This is a genomic window from Gracilibacillus sp. JCM 18860 (assembly GCF_055395245.1).
Genome location: NZ_AP043868.1, coordinates 2,900,337 through 2,925,261 on the forward strand (window position 1 = coordinate 2,900,337; position 24,925 = coordinate 2,925,261).

Here is a 24,925-nt window from a genome sequence, read left to right on the forward strand (position 1 = left end):
AGCTAGGAGGGAATATAATGAAACTCGTGGATATTATAACCCATGATAATATTATTTTAAATCTTGAAGGGGATAATCAAGCAGATGTTATTGATGAGTTAGTAGATAAACTAGCTAGTAATCAGCTTATAAATGACTCAGAGCAATTTAAAAAAGCAATTTACAAAAGAGAGAATGAAATTTCAACTGCTGTTGGATATGGTGTAGCCATCCCACATGCTAAAAGTAAATCTGTAAATAAGCCTACTATTGTAATGGGAAGGAAGCTACAAGGAATTGATTACGGTGGGCAGCATACAAATTTAATCTTTATGATTGCAGCACCGGAAAACGCATCAAATGAGCATTTGTCACTTTTGTCCAAGCTGTCGACTTTCTTAATGAATGAAATATTTAGAGCGAAGCTAGTTTTGGCTACATCTCAAGATGAAGTAATTAAAGTTATTCAGGAACAAGAAAAACAACAGGTAGCAGATAAAAAGGAAGAAACGGGATCTGGAAAATATTTAATTGGGATTACGGCATGTATGACAGGGATTGCCCATACGTATATGGCTGCGGAGTCATTGAAAGATGCTGCAAAAAGTCGTGGTATGAAAGTTAAAATTCAAACAAATGGTTCTAATGGTCCAGAGAATCGACTTACTGCAGCTGATATTCAAAACGCAGATGCCATCGTGGTAGCACACGATGTGCGGGTTGATACTTCTGTTTTACAAGGTAAGCAATTTGTAGATGTGCCTGTAAAAAAAGCAATCAATCAAGCTGATCAATTAATTGAGCAAGCCTTGTCCTATGATATAAAAGAAAATACTGTTGAGAAAAACGTAGTGGAAGAAGAGATGCAATCAGAACCAGAGGAAAAATCGGGGTTGAATTTTTATAAGCATATTATGAGTGGGGTTTCATACATGATTCCCTTCGTGGTTGTTGGTGGGATATTTATCGCTATTTCTTTCATGTTCGGTATTAATGCTTCAAATCCCGAGAGTGATCAATATAATGTAATCGCCGCTTTCTTTAGTCAGGCTGGCGGGGATGCAGCATTTGCATTAATGGTTCCCATTTTAGCCGGATTTATTGGGTACAGTATTGCAGACAAACAAGGTCTTGCCCCTGCGATGATTGGTGGGATGATGGCCAGCATAGGTGGGTCAGGGTTTCTTGGAGGAATGGTTGCTGGATTCGTAGGTGGTTTTGCGGCCAAGTTTATTAAAAAGTCTATGGCTAAGATACCGAAGTCTTTCCAAGGTTTAGTTTCAGTATTAATTGTTCCATTATTAAGTACATTAATTGTTGGCGCCTTTATGTTCTTTATATTAAATACGCCAATGTCCATGCTAAATGAATTTTTGGAAGGCTGGTTAAAAGGTCTCACTGGAATTAATGCGGCTATTTTAGGCGCTTTGTTAGCTGGTATGATGGCTTCTGATATGGGTGGGCCAATTAATAAGACGGCTTCGGCATTTGGTCTAGCAATGTTTGCTGCAAATATTTTTGAGCCATCTGCTGCCTTGATGGTCGGAGGAATGGTACCTCCAATTGGTATTGCACTGGCGACATCAATCTTTAAAAATAGATTTACCATTCAAGAAGTAGAAGCTGGAAAAGCTAGTTATGTATTAGGAGCAAGTTTTATTACCGAGGGTGCGATTCCTTTTGCTGCAGCGGATCCACTAAGGATAATTCCTGCGAATATAATCGGTGGTGCTGTAGGTGGTGCAGCGTGTATGGCATTGGATATTTCATTAAAGGCACCCCATGGTGGTATTTTTGTTATCCCAATCGCATGTAATAAACCATTGTTATACATTGGATGTATACTTTTAGGTTCTTTAATAACCTGCTTCATAATAGGATTTATGAAAAAACCTTTATCTGATAAAGACAGGAACAACGCAAAGCAAATGGGTTCTATTATTTAACCTATTAAACTAGAAAAGCTTCCTTATGGAAATGACTCCTAAAATGTTAGACAAGGTAATTTCGTCAGGCAACTTGCTCAAAATGAGTTCGGTCTTGTACCGGACTCATTTTTAATTTTAACTTCATCCGTTTTTATTATTGTATCCATGTATCTTTCAAATTCTTGTTTAAAATGCTCTATGATTATAAGAGTTACTGCACCATCATCGGGAGTACCAAGTGAATTGCTTAATTTAATCTAAGCAGGTCTCACCGCTTTTCACTCGAATCTTAAATCGCAATATGTAAAAAAAATAGAGACCACACATGCTAGTTTAAACTAATACGCATGATCTCGCCATATGCTTTTTTTGATAGGCCATTTTGTTATTAAAGCCTGCTTCCTCCAGAGGCATCAATAACTTGTCCAGTGATCCATCGTGCTTCCTCAGATGCTATAAAAGCAACGATATCAGCAACATCGTCCGTGGTACCTACTCTAGAGAATGCAGAAAATGCCGCTGCTTGAGCAAGTCCTTCTGGTGTGGAGCGCATCTCCTTGTTCATATCAGTAGCCGTAATTCCCGGTGCCACTGCATTAACCGTAACACCCTTTGAAGCAAAATGTGGAGCTAATGCCAAAGTAAGTGTGTCAATAGCTCCTTTGGAAGCCGCATAAATGGTATTCATTGGTGCAGCAACACGTGTAAAGCCAGTAGAAATGTTAATGATTCGTCCACCATTCCGCAAAAACGGGCTAGCTGCTTGAGTAATAAAGTAAGGAGCCTTAAAGTTAACATTAATCGTATCGTCCACCGTTTCCGTTGGCGTTTCTTCAAACGACATGACTGGTGAAATACCTGCGTTATTAATTAAGATGTCCAAGTGCACAGTCCCTAATTCCATACGGGCCGCATCTTCAAATCCAGCCCAAAGCTTTTTTGCACCAGAAATACCAGAGGTTAAGTCAGCTTGTAGAGCCACAGCCTTTGCACCCAATGCCTTAATATCATCAACAACTTTCAATGCAGTATCTGTATTATTGGCGTAATGAATGCCTATAAACTCCGCTCCTCCAGCTGCTAACTTTTTGGCTATTTCAGCTCCTATCCCACGACTTGCCCCTGTGACCAAAGCAACTTTACCATTGAATCTTCCTTCGTTCGTCGACATATTATCTACTCCTTTTTCAATAGGTTTAATGCATAACCCATATTAAAGGGTAATAAGCATTCTGAATAGTACGATATTTTTGTATCGTTACGATAAAATGGTATATTAATAAGAGAGCACAACCGTTCCAACGCAGACATTTTTTTAAAAAGATTATTAATAGAGATAATATGAGAAATTTAGAGCAAAGGAAGAGGTGGAGTTTGATGATTGAATTAACAAGTGCTGATTTAACTTGCCCGATCACTACAGCACAGAAGGTATTGTCAGGTAAGTGGACTCTCATGATTATTTTTCATCTAAAAGACGGTCCTGTAAGATTCAACGAACTATTAAGAAGATTTGATGGCTTAACGCACTCCTCACTGACTAAGCAACTTAGGCAACTGGAAAACTTTCGAATTATTCACCGTGAGGTTTATAATCAAGTTCCTCCAAAAGTAGAATATTCTTTAACGGATTTAGGGAAGAAGCTCTATCCAACAATGAACGAGTTGACGGAATGGGGGAGCGAGTATATTGATAATTGCAAGGGAGTTGCAAGATAAATGAAGTTAGCATACTCTCATTACGCGCAGTATTTGGTCTGTCGTTCATGACTTATTTGAATGAAATGATGGACAGATAAGCTTGCGCTCAATAGAGAGTATGAAACAGTCAAAGTTACATCAAAATTGTGGTAAAAGACTGAAACATTTCTAATCTTTCAGTCTTTTATAAATTTCACTCTTCTCGACTGACTTAAGTTTCATGAGCCTTTTTTTGAACACGAGAAATTGCTTCATATTCCTTTTCCAATAAACGAGGGATGCGAATATAGATCGGCATTAATTCTTGATAAGCTTTTGCTGCATCTGGGTTAGGTTGATGGCTATGAACCGAGCCCACCATCCTCCCAACTTCCTCCAATGAATTAATTTCACTTTGTGCGTACATGCCTAACACAACAGCTCCTAAGCAAGAACTTTCAAAGCTTTCAGGTACCGTCACTTGTTGACCGAATATGTCAGCAAGCATTTGACGCCAGAACCGAGAGCGTGCAAACCCCCCAGTAGCCTGAATGCGTTTTGGTTCCCCAATTAATTCTTCTAATGCTAATAACACACTATATAAATTCATCGTAATTCCTTCTAACACCGCTCGTACCATATGTGCTTTTTTGTGATGCATGGAAAGACCAAAAAAGGAGCCTCTCGCATTGGCATTCCATAATGGAGCACGTTCTCCTGTTAGATAGGGATGGAAAAGCAACCCTTCTGACCCAGGTGGAACGGATTCCGCTAGTGACGTAAGTAAATCGTATGAGCTCTCACCAGTCTGTTTTTCCTTTTCTACTTCTACATGGCCGAATTCATCCTTCAACCAACGAAAAATCATCCCACCATTATTGACAGGGCCACCAATAACCCAGTGCTTATCTGTTAAGGCATAACAGAAAATTCTTCCTTTTGGATCGGTAACAGGCTTATTGGTAACCGTACGAATGGCACCACTTGTTCCAATGGTTAGAGCGACGACCCCGGGTTCAATCGCATTTACTCCTAAATTAGACAATACCCCATCACTTGCACCAATTATAAAAGGGAGATTAGCAGGTATCCCGAGTTCTTCTGCATATTGTGGATATAGTCCTGTGACCGAATGGGTGGTGGCAACTGGAGTACTTAATTGTTCCTTCTTTATTTGCAGTAATTGCAGCACTTCTTGATCCCAGTCCAATTGCTCTAAATGAAACATTCCTGTTGCAGAAGCAATGGAATAATCAATAAGATATTGCCCAAATAACCGATAAAAAATATACTCTTTTATCGAGATAAATTTATGACTAGGCTGGAATAATTCAGGCTGTTCAGCTTTTAACCATATTAATTTCAGAAAAGGTGACATTGGGTGAATAGGTGTTCCAGTACGTAAGTATATTTGATGCCCATTAAGTGTTTGCTTTACTTTCTCCATGTAGGAAGAACTCCGATTATCTGCCCATGTAATAGAGTTAGTTAATGGCTTACCATCTTGATTCACGACCATTAAACTATGCATGGCCGAACTAAAAGAAATAAACTGGACCTTTTCTCCAGTAATATTTGCTTGCTTCATACTATCTTTAATGACAGTTATGACAGCCTGGAAGATTTCTTCAGGGTCTTGCTCTGCAACTTCTGGTCTTGGAGTATATAATGGGTACTCCACTCCTGCTCTGCTTAATGCCTTTCCGTTTTTATCAAAAACTACTGCTTTCGTACTTGTCGTGCCGATATCAACACCAATCATAACATCGCTCATACTGATAGATCCCTCCTATGTAAAATGGGCATAAAAAGCTATGCCCATCTGAAAATTATGAAATAAAAATACCTAGTAACAGTGCAACAGATAAACCGACAAGACCGATTAATGTTTCCATAACGGTCCAGGATTTTAGTGTATCCTTAACATCTAAACCAAAATATCGTCCAACTAGCCAAAAACCAGAGTCATTAACATGTGATAATACTGTTGCACCTGATGCAATTGCAATAACGATTAAGCCTAAAATTGGACCTTCGAGATTTAGGATATCAATTAATGGTGCGACAAGTCCTGCTGCAGTTACCATCGATACGGTTGCAGATCCTTGAGCCACACGAACAGCAGCTGCGATTAAAAATGCTAGTAGGATAGGTGGCAGATTAGAACCAGCCATCATATTTCCAATTACATCACCAACACCAGATTGAATTAAAACTTCTTTAAATACACCACCAGCCCCTGTTACTAATATAATAATCCCTGCAGGCTCTAATCCTTTGTTCGCAATATCTTGCACTTCTTGACGTGTGAAACCACGTTTTGTTCCTAAGAAGATAAAGGTAAGAATTGTTGCAATGGTTAAAGCGACAAAAGGGTGTCCTAAGAATGTAAAGATATCACGCGCAATATTCCCTTCGTCTAGAAAGAAATCGGAAAATGTATTACATAAAATTAATAATAACGGTGTTAAGATGATCGAAGCTATTAAAGGAAAACTAGGCAACTCTCGATCATACTCTACTTCTTCCATATTCATATACTCTGGAACAACAACATGCAGTCGTTTTGAAATATATCGTGCGAATAGTGGACCAGCAATAATCATGGAAGGGATACCGGCAAGTGCACCGAACAAAATAACCCATCCTAAATCGGCTCCGACTAAATCTGCAACCGCAATTGGTCCAGGGGTTGGCGGTATAAAACTATGTGTAACCGCTAAACCAGCGAGTAAAGGAATACCATAGTATAATAATGATTTCCCTGTTTTCTTTGCTAAACCGTATACAATGGGAACAAGAATGATAAATCCAACATCAAAAAAGACAGGAATTGCGACAAGAAAGCCTGTAATTCCTAAAGACCATTGTGCTTTATCTTCTCCAAGCCTATTAATCATTGTTCGCGCTAGACGATCGGCACCACCTGAAACCTCCAGCATTTGCCCGAACATAGCACCTAAACCGACAACAACAGCAACAAAGCCTAAGGTTCCTCCCATTCCTTTTTCCATCGTGTCCACTACATCACCAAGAGGCATTCCTGCCAAGATGCCGACAATTAAACTGACTACTAATAAGGCAACGAAAGCGTGTAATTTCGTACGAATAACTAGAAATAATAATAGAAAAATTCCTGCTAATGCAATAAGTATTAACATCTGATCTGACATATGGTTACCACCCTTTATTTAATATTTTTATCACCATAGATCTTCTTTCGAGGAAAACTCCTTTATGCGTCTATGACAGCATGGCCGCCAAATTCATTTCGGAGTGCAGCGACAACTTTTCCAGTAAATGTGTCCTCTTCTTGTGAGCGATAGCGCATCATCAGAGCAAGTGTAATGACAGGTGCCGCCATCTCATAATCGAGTGCTGTCTCCACTGTCCATTTGCCTTCTCCAGATGAATGCATGATTCCTTTTATTTGTTCGAGGTTTGGATCTTTTTCAAAAGCCTTTTCTGTTAGTTCCATTAACCAAGAACGGATGACAGAGCCATTATTCCAAACCTTGGCAACCTTTTCATAATTGTATGAAAAAGGACTTTTCTCCAGTATGTCAAATCCTTCTGCAATGGCTTGCATCATACCGTATTCCATCCCATTATGAACCATTTTCAAAAAGTGACCGCTTCCAATAGGTCCAGTATATAAGTAACCATCCTTAACGGTAAGGTCTTGAAAAAGTGACTTTATCTTATCGAACTCCTGCTGATCTCCACCGATCATCATACAGGCACCGTTCCGTGCACCTTCCACTCCACCGCTTGTCCCGCAATCAAAGAAATAAATGCTCTTTTCTTTACATGCATCCCCACGCTTAATCGAATCTTTATAATGAGCATTGCCACCATCAATCAATCGGTCACCGCTTTCAAGGCAATTTAATAAAGCTTGAAATACGGATTCTGTAGCATCTCCTGCTGGAACCATCATCCAAACAGTGCGTGGTGGTTCTAAACGATGCACAAGTTCTTTTATCGTGGAAACGGACTCGCCACCATCTGAAATAAACTGCTGTAGTGCTTCTTTATTCATATCGTGAGCTATGACCGTATAGTTTTTATCTAGTAAATTTAGTGATAATGAATAACCCATCTTCCCTAAACCTATCATTCCTATTTGCATGATGACCAATCCTCTTTCGAAAAAATTTTCGTTCTTCAACCATTATACGAAAAAAAATTCTTTTTTCAACCGTTTACAGAAAATATTTTTTTTCGTACACTATTCCTGTATAATGAGAACTAAAGGTTTTACAGGAGAATGCTAATGAGAAAAAGAGAGCAAACGTGCTTAGAGAAAGTGCGAAGAAATTATCCAAAATTCAGTGTTACGGAAAGAAAAATTGCTGATTATATTTTAGAAAATCCGAATCAAATTATTCATTCTTCAATTAATCAGTTGGCTGAGGATTTAGATGTTGCAGATTCCACTGTTTTTCGATTTTGTAAGCGGATAGGTTATAAAGGTTACCAAGCGATGAAGATTGCATTAGCTTCTGAGGTAGTATCTTCCATGCAACATATTCATGAAGAAGTCGATAGTAATGATGCGATCAATACAGTAGCTGCGAAGGTTTTTCGAACAAATATTCAATCTTTGGAAGAAACGTTAAAAATTATGGATGAAGAACAGTTACAAGAGGCAGTTAATATCCTATTATCAGCTCGACAAATTCACTTTTTTGGTAGTGGAGGATCTAACACAGTAGCGTTAGATGCATATCATAAATTTATTCGAACGGGATTGCAAGTACAAGCTGTAGTAGATACGCACTTTCAGTTAATGGCTGCTTCACAGCTGGATGAGAATGACTGTGCTGTGCTAATTTCCCACTCAGGGTCCTCAAAGGACATATTGCATATTTTAAATGTGTTGAAAAAAAATCAAGTAAAAACAATAGCTATTACAAACTTAGCTAAATCAACGTTAAGTGAAGCGGTACATATTCCATTATACACAAGCTCTGGGGAAACTGATTTTAGAACGGAGGCATTTTCTTCCCGGATTGCTCAGTTGACATTACTTGATTTATTATATGTGAATGTTTTGATGAATAGGGGAGAAAGAGGGCAAGAGGCGTTAAATAAGATGCGAGAAGCGATTACGGTGAAAAGAATATAGCTTATAACAATTGCTGAGAAAATCTAATGGTGGTGTAAAAGAGAGACTTAGAATACATATGAATATCGCGAAAATTTACCCTATAGTTAAAGTGTCTGTTACTTTCGAAAAGTTAGAAAGTGGGCAGGCACTATTTTTTTGTAGAAAATTACTGTTGAAATACATTAAAAAATATGTGAAATAGTGATCAAAGTCACAGAAAGATCATCTGAATTAGAATATAATGGAAGTAAACATTCGATGATTATAGAAGTTTATGTGAATAATTGAGCATGATAGATTGCCTTCTTCAGTTGATGCAAGGCTCATTTTATCAGGCTTCAAAAAAAGGATGAATGGAGGATTAAAAAATGAAAAAGCTTGTGTTGATAGGAAATGGAATGGCGGGAATTCGAACAATAGAGGAAATTTTAAAGCTATTACCTGATTATTTTGATATAACGGTATTTGGAAAAGAGCCTTATCCTAACTATAACCGAATTCAATTATCTAAGGTTCTACAAGGAGATACAGAACTAAAGGACATTACATTGAATGAATGGCAGTGGTATGAGGATCACAACATTTTACTGTATCCCGGAGAAACGGTGGTGAAAATTGATAAGAAGAGGCAACTTGTCTATACCGATAAAGGGAAAGAAGCCCCATTTGATCATTTAATTATCGCAACTGGGTCGACCCCATTTATCTTACCCATTCCTGGTGCAGATAAAGAGGGGGTCACAGGATTTCGTGATATATCAGATTGTGAAAGAATGATCAAAGTATCTGACAAATATCGACATGCAACGGTTATTGGTGGAGGCCTTTTAGGATTAGAAGCGGCGCGTGGTTTATTGAATTTAGGGATGGACGTCGATGTGGTGGAATTGTCCGATTATTTGATGGAGGCCCAATTAGACCGAACAGCGGGAGAATTATTGCAGGAAGAGCTAGAAAGACAAGGGATGCAATTTCATTTAAATACACAAACAGTGGAAGTGTTAGGAAACGGGCGTGTAACAGATGTAAAATTTAAGAATGGCAATACAATAGCGACAGATCTAGTAGTTATGGCAGTGGGTATTAGACCAAATGTAACACTTGCTCAAGAAGCAGGACTAGTAGTTAATCGAGGAATAGTGGTTAATGATTATATGGAAACAAGCTCAGCCAATATTTATGCTGTAGGAGAGTGTGTGGAGCATAATGAAAGGACGTATGGGCTTGTTGCTCCTTTATATGAACAAGGTCAAATCTTGGCAAAGCAAATTTGTGGAATGAATCACCAAGGCTATAAAGGATCTATCGTTTCTACCCAGTTAAAAGTGTCTGGAGTGGATGTGTTTTCAGCTGGTGTCATTAAAGAAACACCGGAAACAAAAGTGATGAAGGTATTTGATGAATGGCAGAAAACGTATAAAAAAATCGTCATTCATAATGGGAGGCTAATTGGTGCTGTTTTATATGGAGATACAAAAGAAGGAACGAAACTATTCAGTTACATCAAGAAACAAGCAAGTGTGGAGGACTACTTAGCAAGTTGGCAAAATACTGATGAGGAAGAAAGCATTGTGGCAACCATGAGTGATGATGAAATCATTTGTGGTTGTAATGGGGTGTCTAAAGGTGCCATAGTTAAAGCAATTAAGGAAGATGGTTTGACATCACTTGAAGAAGTAAAGAATTCTACCAATGCCGCACGTTCCTGTGGTCAATGCAAAGGAATGGTAACAGATTTATTAGAATTAACCTTAGGTGATGATTATAGTGACAATAGCAAAGAAACGATTTGTGGCTGTACCGATTTATCACACGAGGAAGTTGTTGCTGAAATCCGCCAAAAAGGTTTAACACTTACGAAAGAAGTAATGAATGTTCTAGATTGGAAAACGGAGGAAGGCTGTTCAAAATGTAGACCAGCACTAAATTATTATTTAGGGATGATCCATCCAGTAGATTATAAGGATGAACGAGAGTCGCGATTTGTCAATGAACGTCTTCATGCCAATATTCAAAAGGATGGAACCTATTCTGTTGTTCCAAGAATGTATGGTGGTGTGACAAACGCTAAGGATTTACGGAAAATAGCCGATGTCGCAGAGAAATATAATGTTGGTATGATTAAAATGACAGGTGGACAGCGGATTGATTTATTAGGAATTAAAAAAGAGGATCTACCTAATGTTTGGAAGGAATTAGGGATGCCATCAGGATATGCCTATGGTAAATCTGTGCGTACGGTAAAGACATGTGTTGGTGCACAGTTTTGCCGCTTCGGTACACAGGACTCTGTTGGTATGGGGATTCAATTAGAGAAAAAGTTTGAAGGATTAAACACCCCACATAAAGTAAAGATGGGTGTATCCGCTTGTCCACGTAATTGTTCGGAGGGAAGTGTGAAGGATGTTGGTGTTGTTGGGTTAGATGGCGTTTGGGAAATATATGTAGGTGGTAATGGAGGTACCGATCTAAGACAGGCAGATCTGTTAGTGAGGGTAAAAACAGAAGAAGAAGTGCTTTCATACACAGCAGCATTTCTGCAATATTACCGTGAAAATGCAAATTATTTGGAAAGAACATCCAAGTTTGTTGAGCGAGTTGGTATTGAACAAGTTCAGAAAGTAGTAATGAATGAAGCATTACGTCATGAATTAAATCAACGAATGGATCAAGCATTATCTGTATACAAAGAGCCATGGAATGAAGCAATTGAGAATCAGAAAACATTAAAAGATTTATACCAGAACATCACAATGAAATAAGAAAGGGTGGTCGAACGATGGAGCGAATAGTTAAAAAAATTTGGATTGGAAAGATAGAAGATTTCCCTGTCAGCCTTGGAAAAGCAGTGAAGATTGAGAATAGAGATTTAGCTGTTTTTCACTTGTCCAATGGGCAAATAAAAGCGATTGAAAATAAATGTCCTCATCGCGGAGGTGTCCTGTCGGAAGGTATAGTATCAAGCGAATTCGTTTTCTGCCCATTACACGATTGGAAAATAAATGTTTCTGATGGTCAAGTGCAAGCACCTGATAAAGGATGCGTTCAGACTTTTCAAACACTTATAAAAGATCAACAGGTATATATTGAAGTACCTATTTCATAAAGAGGGGGAGCTTCAGCTCCTCTTCGCTTTAAGGAGAGGAAGGAGCGAGGTCGTGGGAAAAGTATTCTTAATCGGTGCAGGTCCAGGAGACCCAGACTTAATCACGGTCAAAGGCTTAAAAGCAATTCAAGCAGCAGATGTTATTTTATATGATCGACTAGTGAACAAACAGCTTCTCCAGGAAGCAAAACCGGAGGGAGAACTTATTTTTTGTGGCAAGTTTCCTTCCTTACACCTCATGAAACAAGAGACAATCAATCAATTGTTAGTTCAATACGGAAAAGAGAACAAAATGGTGGTTCGGTTAAAAGGTGGAGATCCGTTTGTATATGGGCGAGGAGCAGAAGAAGCATTGATTTTAGCTGAGAATGGGATTGCTTATGAAGTGGTGCCAGGCATTACTTCAGGGATTGCTACACCGGCATATGCTGGTATTCCCGTCACACATCGAGAAATAGGTAGGTCACTTGCTATGATTACAGGTCATTCAAACAATGAGGAAATAAAATGGAAACAATTAGCTACAGCAGTTGATACGCTCGCCATTTATATGGGAGTAAGCAATTTACCTTTTATTGTTGATAATTTAATAGAAGGGGGTAAAGCGTTAGAAACACCCGTAGCTATCATTCAAGAAGGTACAACGGAAAGCCAAAAAGTTATGATAGGTAATTTGCTTACTATTGTCGCATTAGTTGAAAAACACAAGATCCGCAATCCAGCGATTATTATTGTTGGGGAAGTAGTGAAAATAGGGGAGAAATTAGCAGAGTGGAGAGAGACTTAGCTTTTATGAAATGGCTCATTTCCAATTGTGATAGTCGGTTTCCTTATTTGAAAATGTTGCCATATAGAATGCTTTCCATACATCTCAGGAGATAAAATAGCGGAAGAATACGATGTCATCATTTAGTATAAACTATGATCCAGAGGTGATATAAATGAGTTTTGAAGACAAAGTAGTATTAATTACAGGTGCTGCTGGTGGAATTGGTCTTGCAGTAGCGAAAGTATTTGCGGAAGAAGGAGCAAAATTATCTCTCGTAGATATTTCAAAGGAGGCTTTAGAAGAAAAAACAAAAGACATTAATACCAAAGACAAGTTATTAGTAGCTGCAGATGTATCAGACGAAGAACAAGTTAAAAATTATGTCGATGAAACGAAAAAGGCCTTTGGAACAATAGATGTTTTTATTAATAATGCAGGTATTAATGGAGCATTTGCAACACTTGATGAACAGACAGTCGATAATTATCAAGCTGTATTTGGTGTGAATGTACTTGGTGCATTTTTAGGATTGAAACACGTAGCACCGATTATGAAAGAACAAAAAAGTGGTGCGATTGTCAACACTGCATCCAATGGTGGATTATTAGGTGCACCTGGGATGGGGATTTATGTTGCTTCCAAGCATGCCGTGATTGGTCTAAACAAAACAGCAGCTTTGGAATTAGCGGATTTTGGTATTCGGGTAAACGCAGTGGCTCCATCTGGTGTAGATACTCAAATGATGAGATCCATTGAATCAAATGCCATGCCAGGAAATGAAGAGGATGCCCGTAATAGTTTTGAAAATAGTGTTCCTATGAAACGATATTCTACACCGGAAGAAATAGCCGATTTAATGGTGTTTTTAGCTTCTGACAAAGCTTCTTTTATTTCTGGGGCATACTATCGAATTGATGGTGGACAAGGTGCAACCTCTGTATAATAGATGATGTGGAAGGAGTGAACTGTTCACTCCTTTTTTTTACGTTAGGAAAGTATAAAATTTCTACACAGTAGCTTTTCGACGTAGCTGGAATTTTAAGGTACCAAGTATAAGCAAAACTAGGCATTCGCCAAAGGACGAGCGAATGCGAGTTTTTCTAACATTATTGTCTACATACTGTCAATAAAATCGAGCGGATTGCCCTGTAAGCCTAAATGTTGTAAATTAAAGTTAACTAATTTCAAAACTTTATAGAGAGGGGTTCTTAAATGGCAGACAATGTAGGGAGTCGCAGAGTGGATGGTTTTTTAAGAAAAGAGAAAAAGTGGAAGAGTGAATTTGAGAAGTTAAGACAAATCGTACTCGATTGTGGGTTGACAGAAGATTTTAAATGGATGCATCCGTGTTACACATATGATGGGAAAAATGTGGTTATTATTCATGGCTTTAAAGAATACTGTGCCTTAATGTTTCAAAAGGGTGTCCTGCTAAAAGATCCTAATCATATACTTATTCAGCAAACCAAGAATTCGCAGTCGGCACGTCAGATTCGATTTACCAATGTTCAAGAAATAATCGATATGGAAGACATTTTAAAAGCCTACATTCATAACGCCATGGAAGTAGAGAAGGCGGGTTTGGAAGTCGAGTTAAAAAAGACCTCCGAATACACGATTCCTGATGAATTGCAAACGAAATTCGATGAAATGCCTGACTTGAAGCCTGCCTTCAAGTCACTGACCCCGGGGCGCCAAAGAGCTTATCTTCTTCATTTTTCTAATGCGAAACAATCTAAAACTAGACAGTCAAGAGTGGAAAAATATACGCAAAAAATTTTAGATGGCAAAGGATTAAATGATTAGATTACACGCATTTACTTAAGGAAACTAATTCGAGTAAAAACTGAACAAGTTATAGAAAAAAACTGAACTTAACATTAGGGAGAAAAAGAATTGTTATATTATGTAATTGATGCGTTTACAGAAACAAGATTTGGCGGGAATCCAGCAGGCGTAGTAATCCATGAAAATTTAGACGAAGAGTTCATGCAAAAATTTGCTGCAGAAGTTAGGTTTTCAGAAACAGCATTTATTAAAAAAATAGACAATAAAAATTTTGAAATTAAATTTTTCACACCGACTTCACAGGTGAACCTTTGTGGACATGCTTCCATTGCATCCTTCAAAGCATTATTGGACTGCAATTTTATTGAAGATAACAATACATATTTTATGCAAACACTTGCAGGTACACTTCCGGTTGATGTAAATCATTCCTTTATAATGATGGAGCAAGCTGAACCAAAACTTGGAAAAGTTTTTAACGATTATGATGATTTGTCTGACATATTTAAAATTAACAAAAATCAAATAGGCGATATAAGTTTTAAACTAGTTCCTCAAGCTGCAAGCACTGGACTTTGGGATATAATGCTTCCACTAAATTCAAAGGATGCTGTGAATGCTCTTAAAACCAATTTTAAATCACTGGTAGAATACACAAAAATTCACGACGTAGCAGGAGTTCATGCATTTACGCTTGATACTGAGGAGGGGATAGCATTATGCAGAAACTTTTGTCCACTCTATGGTATTGAGGAGGAAGCAGCAACAGGTACTTCAAATGGGGCTTTAACATATTATCTATTTAAGAACAAAGTATTAAGTAATTTTAATCAAAATTACTCTTTCCTTCAAGGGTATAGTATGGGCAGACCTTCTCATATCATGACTAAGTTAATTAATAAAAATGATCTAAGGGTTATGGTTGGAGGAAACGCAGTAATATTAACGAAGGGTATTTTACTCTAAACATTGTTTTTTCTTGAATGGCTTCTTAATAGATTACTAATAAGTCATTTTTTGAATATTTTTCGTATTACGCAATCGGGTGCGATAGTTGTTTCGATTAGATAGATTTTATCAAATTTGGACGGTCAAAGAGAGCTTTGTATAGTGCGAATGGTAGAGGGTTATCTTTTCCTCTTTCTTCGTTTGAAGCGAGTATTCAACACAATAGCTTGGTACAGTTTGTTGATATAGCAAGAAATCAACCGATGGATTCAGTCAAGAGTGCAACCTACGTGGTTGACACAGCGTACTCTTTAACAGTTACGACGAAGAGTGGAGGAAAGCTTCCGACACATATACAAGAAATAACGTATAATTTTTTGAAATAGCGGTCTAGATGATAATGAAAAAGAAAAATAGCATGTTGAGGCAAACGATACTAATTTTGTACAATGCATAGGATAAATCAACTTTACTTTGTTATGTCAGGATAGTATAATTATCGATAAGAATTAGATTTCAATGAATGAAACTATAAATTAAAAAAAGGGTGCTTTTTGTGAGTGCGGTAGGTTCTAAATAGGATAAATTTTAAACGAAATAAATATGGATGAAAAAAGGGGATTTTTTTAGGATGTCACCTTGTTTTCCCATGTATTTATTTCAAAACCTATGAAGATACCTACAGTACATTATAAAGCGTGTAAGTGGAGGAAATAGCTATACTCTTTAGATAGCTTATTTCAATTTACACAAGCCTTGTAAATGTGAAGAAAGCTGCGGTATCCCGCAGCTTTTTTTGTGCTTACTCAATGGCCAATAACACTTCATTGGGATCTATTCGGTAGGTACCTTCATTATGATCATCATAGTGAGGAGTATGAAAAATGAATAAGATGACATTTGAGAAACTACAATATAACGAGTTAAAAGAAATAGTAAAATCTTATTGTGTAAGTGGTTTAGGGAAAAAAATGATAGATAATTTGAAACCAAGCTCAAGTATGAAGGTAGTGAAGAATCGTTTGAATGAAACGACAGAGGCGCGATCCATATTAGATGTCGTAGGGCATGTTCCATTTCTAGGTGTTTCTAACATTGAAAGCCTACTTCAAAACTTAGAAAAAGGCATCATTCTAGATCCTAGTGAATTGGTCAGGGTGTCGGATTTTTTAAGAGGATGTAGGAAAATAAAAAGGTTTATGCTTGATAAAGAGTTTTTTGCACCAGTACTAGCATCTTATGCGAATTCTATGTCTGAATTTGAAAAAATGGAAGAAGAGATTGATTTTTCGATCAAAGGAAATAGTGTCGATTCCGCTGCAAGCAAAACATTAAGACAGATCCGAAGAAACATCGAAGCAGTAGAAGAGAGAGTGAAAGAGCGCCTAAATAAATTTATAAATAGCAATGCGAATAAGAAGTATATTCAAGAATTCTTCATTAGTAAGAAGAACGATAGATACACGATCCCAATTAAGGCTTCCTATAAGAACCAAGTTGCAGGAACCGTTATTGAAGCATCTTCAAAAGGATCGACGGTGTTTATCGAACTGAATACTGTTACAAAATTAAACGAAGAACTCGCAAGTTTAAAGGCAGAAGAAGCCATTGAAGAATATCAAATTTTAGCTACATTATCAGGCATGATCTTAGAGAACATGGATGACATTAAGATTAATCTTGATCTAATTAGCCAATATGATATGGTGTTTGCAAAAGCGAAATTCAGCAAGCACATTGATGGGATAGAGCCCAAATTGAATGATTATGGACATATAAAATTAGTAAAGGGCAAACATCCACTTTTATCAGGAGAAGTTGTCCCACTTGATTTTGAAATCGGAAGAAATTATCGTAGCTTAATTATTACAGGGCCAAATGCTGGTGGAAAAACGATTGTTCTCAAAACAATTGGATTATTAACTTTAGCAACAATGTCAGGCTTTCACATTAATGCGGATAGAGCTACGGTAATATCTGTTTTTGAAAACATCTTCGTAGATATTGGAGATAATCAAAGTATCGAAAACGCCTTAAGTACCTTTTCCTCTCACATGAAAAACCTATCTGAAATAATGAGAGTATCCAACAACCATACACTTTTACTATTTGATGAGATAGGTAGTGGAACGGAACCGAATGAAGGCTCTGCTCTAGCGATTTCCATTTTAGAAGAATTTTATCATATGGGGTGTATGACAGTTGCAACAACACACTATGGTGAAATTAAACGCTTTTCTGAAATGCATAACGACTTTATGAATGCAGCAATGCAATTTAATAGCGAAACATTAGAACCAAAGTATAAATTAATCATAGGGAAATCCGGTGAAAGTAATGCTCTATGGATCTCTGAAAAAATGAATATAAAGGAAAACGTACTAAAAAGAGCAAAGGAATATATGAACAATAAAGCGTATCGTTTAGAAATAATGAATGAAGCCAAAAAAAGAAAGCCAAAGATCGTTAAAGAGGAAACCCAAAACAGGTATGAATATAAGAAAGGCGATCGTGTGAAGCTATTAGACCATGATGACATTGCCATTGTTTATAAAGGGATAAACAATTATGGTAACCTTATTGTGTTCTATAACGAAGCGTTTATGGAGGTAAATGTGAAACGTCTCTCCTTAGATATACAGGCGCAGGAACTATATCCAGAAGGATACGATTTAGAAACATTATTTGTAGATCATAACACACGAAAAATGCAGCATGATTTAGAGAGGGGTTCGAAAAAAGCACTTCGCAAGATTCAGAAGGAAATAAGGAAGAACAAAGGTTAGGAAATTTAACACGATTATCACATCTCAGAATAACGAATAAACGGAGGGCATATCTTAGGGAAGGTATGCCCTTCATTTTTCAAAACATAACCAAAACCTTTGTGGGTGAAATCCATTGACGAATCTCCCATAGTTTAGGATGATAAAACATAAGAGATCAGATGTGATTTTATTTCATCTACAAATCGTTTCTACAGCAAAGAGCCTATGCATATCTTTAAAACACTTAAGGCGTGAAAATAATGTGGCTTTTCACTCAAGTAGCCAAAAAAGAAAGGGGGTAACTATTTTGACAAAATTATGGATGCAAATTTGCAGAATATTTTTAGGAGTGATGTTTTTAGTTGCTGGTGTTAACGGTTATTTTGTTATTCTTGGGCTTGACCCATTTATCGCAACGAGCCCCGATGCAATGGCATTATTCGAATTTGAATATCTATTAATCATAGAAAAATCGTTAGAAGTTATTTGTGGTGTTCTACTTCTAATTCATCAATTTATCCCCTTAGTCTTAACCATATTATCACCTATTACTGCCAATATTTTTCTGCTCCATTTGTTCCTTGATCCATCATTGCTAGCATTAGCGATAGTACTTGTCCTATGTCATGGTTATTTGTTGTACTATTATAAAGATAATTTTATAGCTATCTTGGAGAGAAAACCGAAGTCTTCTTGATTTGTGAAGTGAAATCCTTTAACTAGACCTACCTTACAATCCATTAAAAAGGAGCCAGCGTTATGTACGGAATTCAAAAACAATCAACCAAACAAAAGAGCTTTATTTTGATTGCACAGATTGTATATTTGATTATTGCCTATTATGTACTGTTTAGTTTGAATGAAGAAAACTTCCTTTCGATAGGGTTGTTCACGGCTCTATTTATAACGTCTCTGAGGTTAAATGCCATGATGTTCCTTTGGTTACCTAGAGGAATTGGGTGGATGGAGGCTATCGGAAATAGTTTAGCTTTTGCTTTATACTACCTGGGTTTTCCTCTACTAGCTATCGCTAATGATAACGATGCTAGTATGACACTTTTTATGGTTGGCTGGATAATATTTTTACTAGGTAGTTTTATCAACACTGGATCAGAGTTGTTGAGAAAGACTTTTAAAGATAATCCAGAAAACAAAGGGAAATTATATACTGGTGGACTATTCCATTACGCCATTCATATTAATTATTTCGGAGATTGTCTTTGGGTATTGGGCTTAGCTATCTTAACGAATAATTTTTTTAGTTTATTTATTCCCCTCGGTTTACTTTTATTATTTGTTACTAGCTACATACCAAATCATGATAAATATCTACAAGACAAATATGGAGACCAATTCATAGAATATAAGAAGAGCACAAAGAAGTTAATCCCTTTTATTTGGTAGATGTAAATGGAAAATAATATAGCATCACTTGAAATAATTTTGCTTATAAATGAAGCTCTTCCTGAGCTTCAATTTTTTTCGTTGACGCGGCACTAATTGGTGTCGTATAATAAGGACACTAATTGGTATCGAATTTGGAGGATAGAATGATGAAGAAAGTTTGCGAAAAACGGGATGTTTTTGTTGCCATTGCAGATCCAACAAGACGTCAATTGATCCGTTTATTGGCAGAAGCAGATGAGCTACCTTTACATGAATTAACAGACCAGTTCCAAATGGGGCGGACGGCGGTTTCGAAGCATTTGACTATCCTGAAAGAGGCTGACCTCGTAACCAATCGAAAATCAGGTAGAGAAACTAGATATAGACTAAATCCAGCACCTTTACAGGAGGTCAAAGACTGGCTTTCTTATTATGAACAGTTTTGGAATGAGCGAGTGTCCTTATTAAAAAATATATTGGAGGATTAAATCATGGCAGATCTATCATTAGATTTTCAGTTTAGGAGCTCCATCGATAAAGTATGGGAGGCTTTAACCGATTCAGCTACTCTTGCACAATGGGTCATGGAAAATAATTTTCAACCGATTGTGGGGCACAAATGTCAGTTTCGGAATGAAGAGATAGATTTAATTGTAGATAGCGAAGTGTTGGTGGTAGATAAGCCTCATAAATTATCTTATACATGGATTGGCGGACCGATTGACACCATTGTTACGTGGACCTTAAAGCAAGAAGGTGAGACAACTTACTTGCATCTGGAACATACCGGATTTGATCAAGAGGGACAAGCATTTAATGGTGCGAAGTATGGCTGGATGTATAAGGTGGAAAATCTTAAGAAAGTGTTAGGTGAAGCGTAAAGATAAGGAGGTAGGAAGACATGGCGATATTTGAGGCATTTGTAGCAGGGATAGATGATCCATCCCTGCGTGAAAGAACAGAAGAAGTGTTGCATTGGGTAAGTAATAAATATCCACGTTTAGAAACAGAATTGAAATGGAATCAACCGATGTTTACAGATCATGGTACCTTTATTATTGGTTTTAGTGTATCGAAAAAACATCTAGCGGTTGCCCCTGAAGGTGTTACCATTTCTCATGTAGAGGAGGATATTAAGAAGGCTGGCTATGATTACACAAAGGAATTAATTCGTCTCCCGTGGAATAAACCTGTTAACTATTCATTACTTGAGAAAATGATAGACTTTAATATTTGGGACAAGGCTAATTGTCCTACTTTTTGGAGAAAATAATTAGAAAGGAGCTATGGAAATGAGTTTTGTAAAAGATATGCTTTCCATGTTCAATAAGAAAGAATTATCATTTCTAAAAAGCTACAAAGAATCAGAAGACTACTATACCTTTCTGTTCGAAAAAGAAAAGGATATAACCTGGAATGCAGGACAATATGGCTTGTTTACAATTACCCACAAGAAAATAAAAAACAATACGCGACCATTTAGTGTAGCATCTGTACCTCAGGAAAATACGATTCAAATTACGACCAAAATCAGTGATCAACCTAGTGAATTTAAGAAAGCAATGCTAGAATTAACAAAAGGAACGAAGATAACGATGGCTGGACCTGTCGGGGCATTTTATTTAAGAGAGGAACACCCTACAGTACTAATAGCGGGTGGAATTGGAATTACCCCTTTTCGTTCCATCGTAAAGCAACTAGAGGCTGAGAAAAAAGAAATACCTGTGCATCTACTCTATTTGGACAGTAACAAAACTTATATTTTTAAAGATGAGCTTGATAGAATAGCGAGTAATACCTCTATCGGCTTAACTTATCTCGATTCATCGAATCACTTACAGCAAGCATTGGACAAAAGCATCAGTACTTATAAGAATAATGCTAAATACTATATTGCAGGTCCGAAGTCAATGGTAGAGGATACATCTACTTATTTACGAGATAATGAAATTTCCAAACGAAACATTAAAAAAGATGTGTTAATTGGCTATTAGACAAAATTTTTAAGAAAGGTAGTATTTTATGAAACGTCACTTTTTATTAGGAATATTAGCGGCAGTATTACTATTGCTAGCAGCTTGTAGCAGCACGACGAACGAGTCAACTGTTAAACAGACAGAAGATCAACCTACCTCAACAAATCCAAGTGAAAAATCGGACCAGTCAGATTCTAAAGAGAATGACTCCAATATGGATAATTCGAACGTAAAAATCGTTGAGGATAACGGTCAAAGCGAGAATGTACATACATCGAACGAAGAAGAATCTGTGGACTTAAAGGAAGAATATCTCAACAAATTAAATGAGACGAAAAAGAAAGTGGAAGAAATGCGAGAAAATCCTATGGATGAGACAACATTTGCTTTAAAAAAAATAGAAGGTGATGCTTTCGATATTTTGGATGGCATGTTAAATGAAATTTATGGAGTTTTAGAAGAAACTTTACCGACAGAAGAAATGGAACAACTAAGAATAGAACAGCGTGAATGGTTAGATTACCGGGATAATACAGCAAAAGAGGCATCTCTACAATATAAAGGTGGTACAATGGAACAATATGAATATGTAAGGGTTGAGAACAATCTTACACAAGAGAGATGCTTCGAATTAGTGGAAAACTACATGAAGTAACTTTTAAATCTGGACAGACAATATGTCAAATATATTTGACACCATGTCTGTCTTATTTTATAATCAAGGTGTCAAAAGTATTTTACACCTTATCAGATTAAAAGGTGGTTCAGAATGGAAAATAAAATAAAAGAATATCGAGAAAAAAGCGGGTTTTCTCAAGGGCAATTAGCAGAATTATGCCATGTAAGTAGACAAACCATCAATGCGATTGAAAACAATAAGTATGACCCTAGTCTACAGTTAGCCTTTGATATTGCAAAAACTTTAGCGGTTCCCATGGAACAATTATTTATACCTTAGAACGGGGGAAAGAGAAATGGATAAGACTAAAAAAATTATCGCAATTATCGCGTTTATGGTCTTCATATTAGTTGCAGGGTATTCCTTATACAAATGGTTTAAATTTGGAACGGTTGATGGAGGTTCTATCTTCTTTAGCTTTCTTGCATTAACTTACTTTTTTAACTGGATTACTTGGGGGCAACACGAAGGCGGCGGTGAAAAGGATGAATTAGATAGACATATTCAAACACAAAGCGCCAAAATTGGTTACTATGTATTAATGGTATTGTCAGGCATCATACTATTTGTTTCAGAAGGTACAGGTAATCTTAATAATGTGGATAATTATCCTTTATTGTTAGTTGTATGTCTGACATTTATTACGGTTCCGGTCACTGAATTTATTTATTCCAAGAGATATAAGGGATAAGAAGGATTAGGCTATTGGTGGACATCTTTTTTAAGAAATAGATGTCCACCTCCAAGAAATCTTTTTTCTATTACTTTTCTTTTAAGACTAATACATCATAACCCGTCAAAGTGATACTCCCTGAACAAGTTTGGTTATCTAATAGATTTTCCATTTCTGCTTTTAATTGAATATGCTGTGATTGGTAGGAATAATTAAGCAAAAGATAGATGCTCACACCATCCTTTTTCCGGACAGCTAGCTCTATATCTGGTGTCAGTATAAATAGATGTTGATAGTTGGTTGCTTCCATATCTTCTAATAGGATCGATGCTGTTTGGTAGTTAAAGACACTTCCGTAGTAGTATGCAGTTCCTGTCGAGACGCTTCTTTTTGTCAACGCAGGTTTACCTTCATAGTGAGCATTCAGATATGTTCCCATTACTTCAACATTCTCCACTTCAGGCTGTAGCACTTCGTTAAAACCAGTAGTTTTAAATTGCTTGTTTAATAGGTTAACATCTGGATTTTCCTGCCATCCATTTAATAACGTATACTCCTCCACTGTAACACCTACTAAATCCTTTATATATCCTGGGAAAGCTTTCATATAGGTCTGTCCTGTTAAATCTTTGTATCCCGTTCTTGCACCGAAAATAATGGTCCCGCCTTGTTCTACATAACGTGTTAATAGATGGGCTGTAGTCTCTGTTAAAATGGCTGGGTGGGGGTAAACTAGAATTCTATATTTAGCTAACGTCTCTAGGGACATTTCTTGTGTGATATTGACAAAGTCGACAGGGATATGATGATATTGAAAGGCTTTAAACCATGCTTCTTTACTCTCCTTAATAAAATGCCCATACCAATTATCTTCTTCACCATCCCATTCATTCGGGTAATCGGTCAAAATAGCGGCATCTGAAATGTATTCTGAATGGAAGATAGTATTGCCGATCTTATGAATTTCTTCACTTGTTTGTTTCAGTTCTGTGATTCTTCGGTTTGGTAAATTATGATAGTCATTAATGCCATGCCAGTAGATTTCAGAACCTTTGGTAGCTGTACGCCATCGAAAATAAAGAACTAAATCAGCACCGTGGGCAATCGACTGATATGTCCATAATCGCAGTTGGCCTGGACGAGGTGTAGGTTGTTCAAGTCGGTTTACCCATCCCCCTGGACCAGCTTGTTGTTCAAATATCGCAAAGTTTCCCCCAAAACTACGAACAGTGCTTAAATTCATGCTCCATTTTCTGTCATGTAAAGGCATCATTGATTTATCCTCTATAACCTTGTTAAAGTTTGGATAAGAATCATAGGCATAGAAATCTAATACTTCTTTTGTCATACGGTGATTATCCAAGTGACCGAACATTCCATTCGTGGTCACCCACTGCTTATCTGTGATAGAACGAATAATGTTTGCTTGCATTTGTACAAAGCTAATGGCGCTATCTGAGATAAAACGCTTTTCATCTAAAAGTTGGTGAGGATTGTAAGAATGAGTAACAGTCGGTCGTGTTAAATAAATTTGTTTCCAATCCGTATAGGTTTGATTCCAAAAGACAGTACCCCATGCATCATTCAGTCCTTCTAATGTTTGATATTTATTCTTGACCCATTGACGAAAGCTATCATGATCTGCGTTTGAATAGAATACATTCATTTCACAATTGATTTCGTTATCAATTTGCCAACCAACCACTGTTGAATTACTCTTATAGTGTTCTACCATTTCTAAAACAATTCTTTTAGAAAACGTTCGATAAATTTCTGAATTATAATTATAGTGCCTTCTAGAACCGTGGTTATAGCGCACCCCTTCTCTTGAGACATTTAAAACCTCAGGGTATTTATCTGTTAACCATGCTGGTGGTGTAGCGGTAGGTGTTCCTATAATTACTTTTAGATCATACTTTTTTGCTAGTTGAATAGCACGGTCAAATAAATCGAATTCAAAAGTCCCTTCTATTGGTTCAAAGATAGACCAGGCAAATTCAGCCATTCTGACATATAAGAACCCCATATCTTTTATTCTACGAAAATCTTCTTCCCACATTTCTTCTGGCCAATGTTCGGGATAATAACAAACACCTAGTTGTATGGTTGATTCGTTTAGGAAATCTTTCATT

General features: G+C 37.0%; 24 protein-coding genes. 19 read left to right on the forward strand and 5 right to left on the reverse strand.

Annotated features, from left to right (window positions below):
• The first annotated feature begins 17 nt into the window (after window positions 1–17).
• Window positions 18–1,925 (forward strand): PTS fructose transporter subunit IIABC, encoded by a 1,908-nt coding sequence (locus ACZ5R4_RS14740; RefSeq protein ID WP_464367541.1) that lies wholly within the window; start codon window positions 18–20, stop codon window positions 1,923–1,925.
• Between the two features lie 370 nt (window positions 1,926–2,295).
• Here the strand turns inward: ACZ5R4_RS14740 and ACZ5R4_RS14745 are convergent, their stop codons facing one another.
• Window positions 2,296–3,078 (reverse strand): SDR family NAD(P)-dependent oxidoreductase, encoded by a 783-nt coding sequence (locus tag ACZ5R4_RS14745; protein ID WP_109982942.1) that lies wholly within the window; start codon window positions 3,076–3,078, stop codon window positions 2,296–2,298.
• A gap of 206 nt (window positions 3,079–3,284) precedes the next feature.
• On the opposite strand from ACZ5R4_RS14745, the gene ACZ5R4_RS14750 reads away from it, so the two are divergent.
• The gene (locus ACZ5R4_RS14750) at window positions 3,285–3,626 is read left to right on the forward strand and encodes a winged helix-turn-helix transcriptional regulator (protein WP_109982941.1); all 342 of its coding nucleotides are present in this window, start codon (window positions 3,285–3,287) and stop codon (window positions 3,624–3,626) included.
• Between the two features lie 193 nt (window positions 3,627–3,819).
• Here the strand turns inward: ACZ5R4_RS14750 and gntK are convergent, their stop codons facing one another.
• From gntK to gnd, 3 genes are all read right to left on the reverse strand, one after another.
• Window positions 3,820–5,367 (reverse strand): gluconokinase, encoded by a 1,548-nt coding sequence (gene gntK, locus ACZ5R4_RS14755; protein ID WP_464368497.1) that lies wholly within the window; start codon window positions 5,365–5,367, stop codon window positions 3,820–3,822.
• A 49-nt stretch (window positions 5,368–5,416) separates the two neighbouring features.
• A complete protein-coding gene (locus tag ACZ5R4_RS14760) occupies window positions 5,417–6,760 on the reverse strand; it encodes a GntP family permease (RefSeq protein WP_109982939.1) in 1,344 nt (447 codons plus the stop codon).
• 62 nt (window positions 6,761–6,822) lie between these two features.
• Entirely contained in the window at window positions 6,823–7,719 is an 897-nt protein-coding gene (gene gnd, locus ACZ5R4_RS14765) for a phosphogluconate dehydrogenase (NAD(+)-dependent, decarboxylating) (protein ID WP_109982938.1), read from the reverse strand.
• A 144-nt stretch (window positions 7,720–7,863) separates the two neighbouring features.
• On the opposite strand from gnd, the gene ACZ5R4_RS14770 reads away from it, so the two are divergent.
• The 17 genes from ACZ5R4_RS14770 to ACZ5R4_RS14850 all read left to right on the forward strand — a co-directional run bounded on the left by ACZ5R4_RS14770 (window position 7,864) and on the right by ACZ5R4_RS14850 (window position 22,811).
• Window positions 7,864–8,718 carry a MurR/RpiR family transcriptional regulator gene (locus ACZ5R4_RS14770; RefSeq protein WP_109982937.1) on the forward strand — a complete coding sequence of 285 codons (855 nt, stop codon included), beginning with the start codon at window positions 7,864–7,866 and terminating at the stop codon, window positions 8,716–8,718.
• A 350-nt stretch (window positions 8,719–9,068) separates the two neighbouring features.
• Window positions 9,069–11,462, forward strand: a complete 2,394-nt coding sequence (gene nirB, locus ACZ5R4_RS14775) for a nitrite reductase large subunit NirB (RefSeq protein ID WP_464367542.1) — start codon at window positions 9,069–9,071, stop codon at window positions 11,460–11,462.
• Between the two features lie 17 nt (window positions 11,463–11,479).
• On the forward strand, window positions 11,480–11,806 hold the full coding sequence (gene nirD, locus ACZ5R4_RS14780; RefSeq protein ID WP_054860479.1) for a nitrite reductase small subunit NirD: 327 nt from the start codon (window positions 11,480–11,482) through the stop codon (window positions 11,804–11,806).
• 52 nt (window positions 11,807–11,858) lie between these two features.
• On the forward strand, window positions 11,859–12,593 hold the full coding sequence (gene cobA, locus ACZ5R4_RS14785) for a uroporphyrinogen-III C-methyltransferase (protein WP_464367543.1): 735 nt from the start codon (window positions 11,859–11,861) through the stop codon (window positions 12,591–12,593).
• 154 nt (window positions 12,594–12,747) lie between these two features.
• Window positions 12,748–13,518 (forward strand): SDR family NAD(P)-dependent oxidoreductase, encoded by a 771-nt coding sequence (locus ACZ5R4_RS14790; RefSeq protein WP_109982934.1) that lies wholly within the window; start codon window positions 12,748–12,750, stop codon window positions 13,516–13,518.
• 269 nt (window positions 13,519–13,787) lie between these two features.
• Window positions 13,788–14,381, forward strand: a complete 594-nt coding sequence (locus ACZ5R4_RS14795) for a YdeI/OmpD-associated family protein (protein ID WP_464367544.1) — start codon at window positions 13,788–13,790, stop codon at window positions 14,379–14,381.
• Window positions 14,382–14,471: 90 nt separating this feature from the next.
• Window positions 14,472–15,329, forward strand: coding sequence for a PhzF family phenazine biosynthesis protein (locus ACZ5R4_RS14800; RefSeq protein ID WP_464367545.1), 858 nt, complete (start codon window positions 14,472–14,474; stop codon window positions 15,327–15,329).
• A gap of 866 nt (window positions 15,330–16,195) precedes the next feature.
• Entirely contained in the window at window positions 16,196–18,097 is a 1,902-nt protein-coding gene (locus ACZ5R4_RS14805; protein WP_109982931.1) for an endonuclease MutS2, read from the forward strand.
• 289 nt (window positions 18,098–18,386) lie between these two features.
• Window positions 18,387–18,776, forward strand: coding sequence for a hypothetical protein (locus ACZ5R4_RS14810; RefSeq protein ID WP_054789226.1), 390 nt, complete (start codon window positions 18,387–18,389; stop codon window positions 18,774–18,776).
• Between the two features lie 62 nt (window positions 18,777–18,838).
• A complete protein-coding gene (locus tag ACZ5R4_RS14815) occupies window positions 18,839–19,483 on the forward strand; it encodes a methyltransferase family protein (protein ID WP_109982930.1) in 645 nt (214 codons plus the stop codon).
• A gap of 149 nt (window positions 19,484–19,632) precedes the next feature.
• Window positions 19,633–19,953, forward strand: a complete 321-nt coding sequence (locus tag ACZ5R4_RS14820) for an ArsR/SmtB family transcription factor (protein ID WP_109982929.1) — start codon at window positions 19,633–19,635, stop codon at window positions 19,951–19,953.
• 3 nt (window positions 19,954–19,956) lie between these two features.
• Window positions 19,957–20,346: an SRPBCC family protein gene (locus ACZ5R4_RS14825; protein WP_109982928.1), complete on the forward strand. Its 390-nt coding sequence runs from the start codon at window positions 19,957–19,959 to the stop codon at window positions 20,344–20,346.
• Window positions 20,347–20,366: 20 nt separating this feature from the next.
• Window positions 20,367–20,738, forward strand: a complete 372-nt coding sequence (locus ACZ5R4_RS14830; RefSeq protein WP_109982927.1) for an iron chaperone — start codon at window positions 20,367–20,369, stop codon at window positions 20,736–20,738.
• Window positions 20,739–20,757: 19 nt separating this feature from the next.
• Window positions 20,758–21,459, forward strand: coding sequence for an FAD-dependent oxidoreductase (locus tag ACZ5R4_RS14835; RefSeq protein WP_109982926.1), 702 nt, complete (start codon window positions 20,758–20,760; stop codon window positions 21,457–21,459).
• Window positions 21,460–21,487: 28 nt separating this feature from the next.
• Complete coding sequence (locus ACZ5R4_RS14840; RefSeq protein ID WP_054860470.1) at window positions 21,488–22,096, forward strand: lysozyme inhibitor LprI family protein; 609 nt, start codon at window positions 21,488–21,490, stop codon at window positions 22,094–22,096.
• 114 nt (window positions 22,097–22,210) lie between these two features.
• The gene (locus tag ACZ5R4_RS14845) at window positions 22,211–22,399 is read left to right on the forward strand and encodes a helix-turn-helix domain-containing protein (RefSeq protein WP_054860469.1); all 189 of its coding nucleotides are present in this window, start codon (window positions 22,211–22,213) and stop codon (window positions 22,397–22,399) included.
• A 16-nt stretch (window positions 22,400–22,415) separates the two neighbouring features.
• Complete coding sequence (locus ACZ5R4_RS14850; protein WP_109982924.1) at window positions 22,416–22,811, forward strand: hypothetical protein; 396 nt, start codon at window positions 22,416–22,418, stop codon at window positions 22,809–22,811.
• Between the two features lie 70 nt (window positions 22,812–22,881).
• Here the strand turns inward: ACZ5R4_RS14850 and ACZ5R4_RS14855 are convergent, their stop codons facing one another.
• On the reverse strand, window positions 22,882–24,924 hold the full coding sequence (locus ACZ5R4_RS14855) for a beta-galactosidase (RefSeq protein WP_109982923.1): 2,043 nt from the start codon (window positions 24,922–24,924) through the stop codon (window positions 22,882–22,884).
• Window position 24,925: the final 1 nt, after the last annotated feature.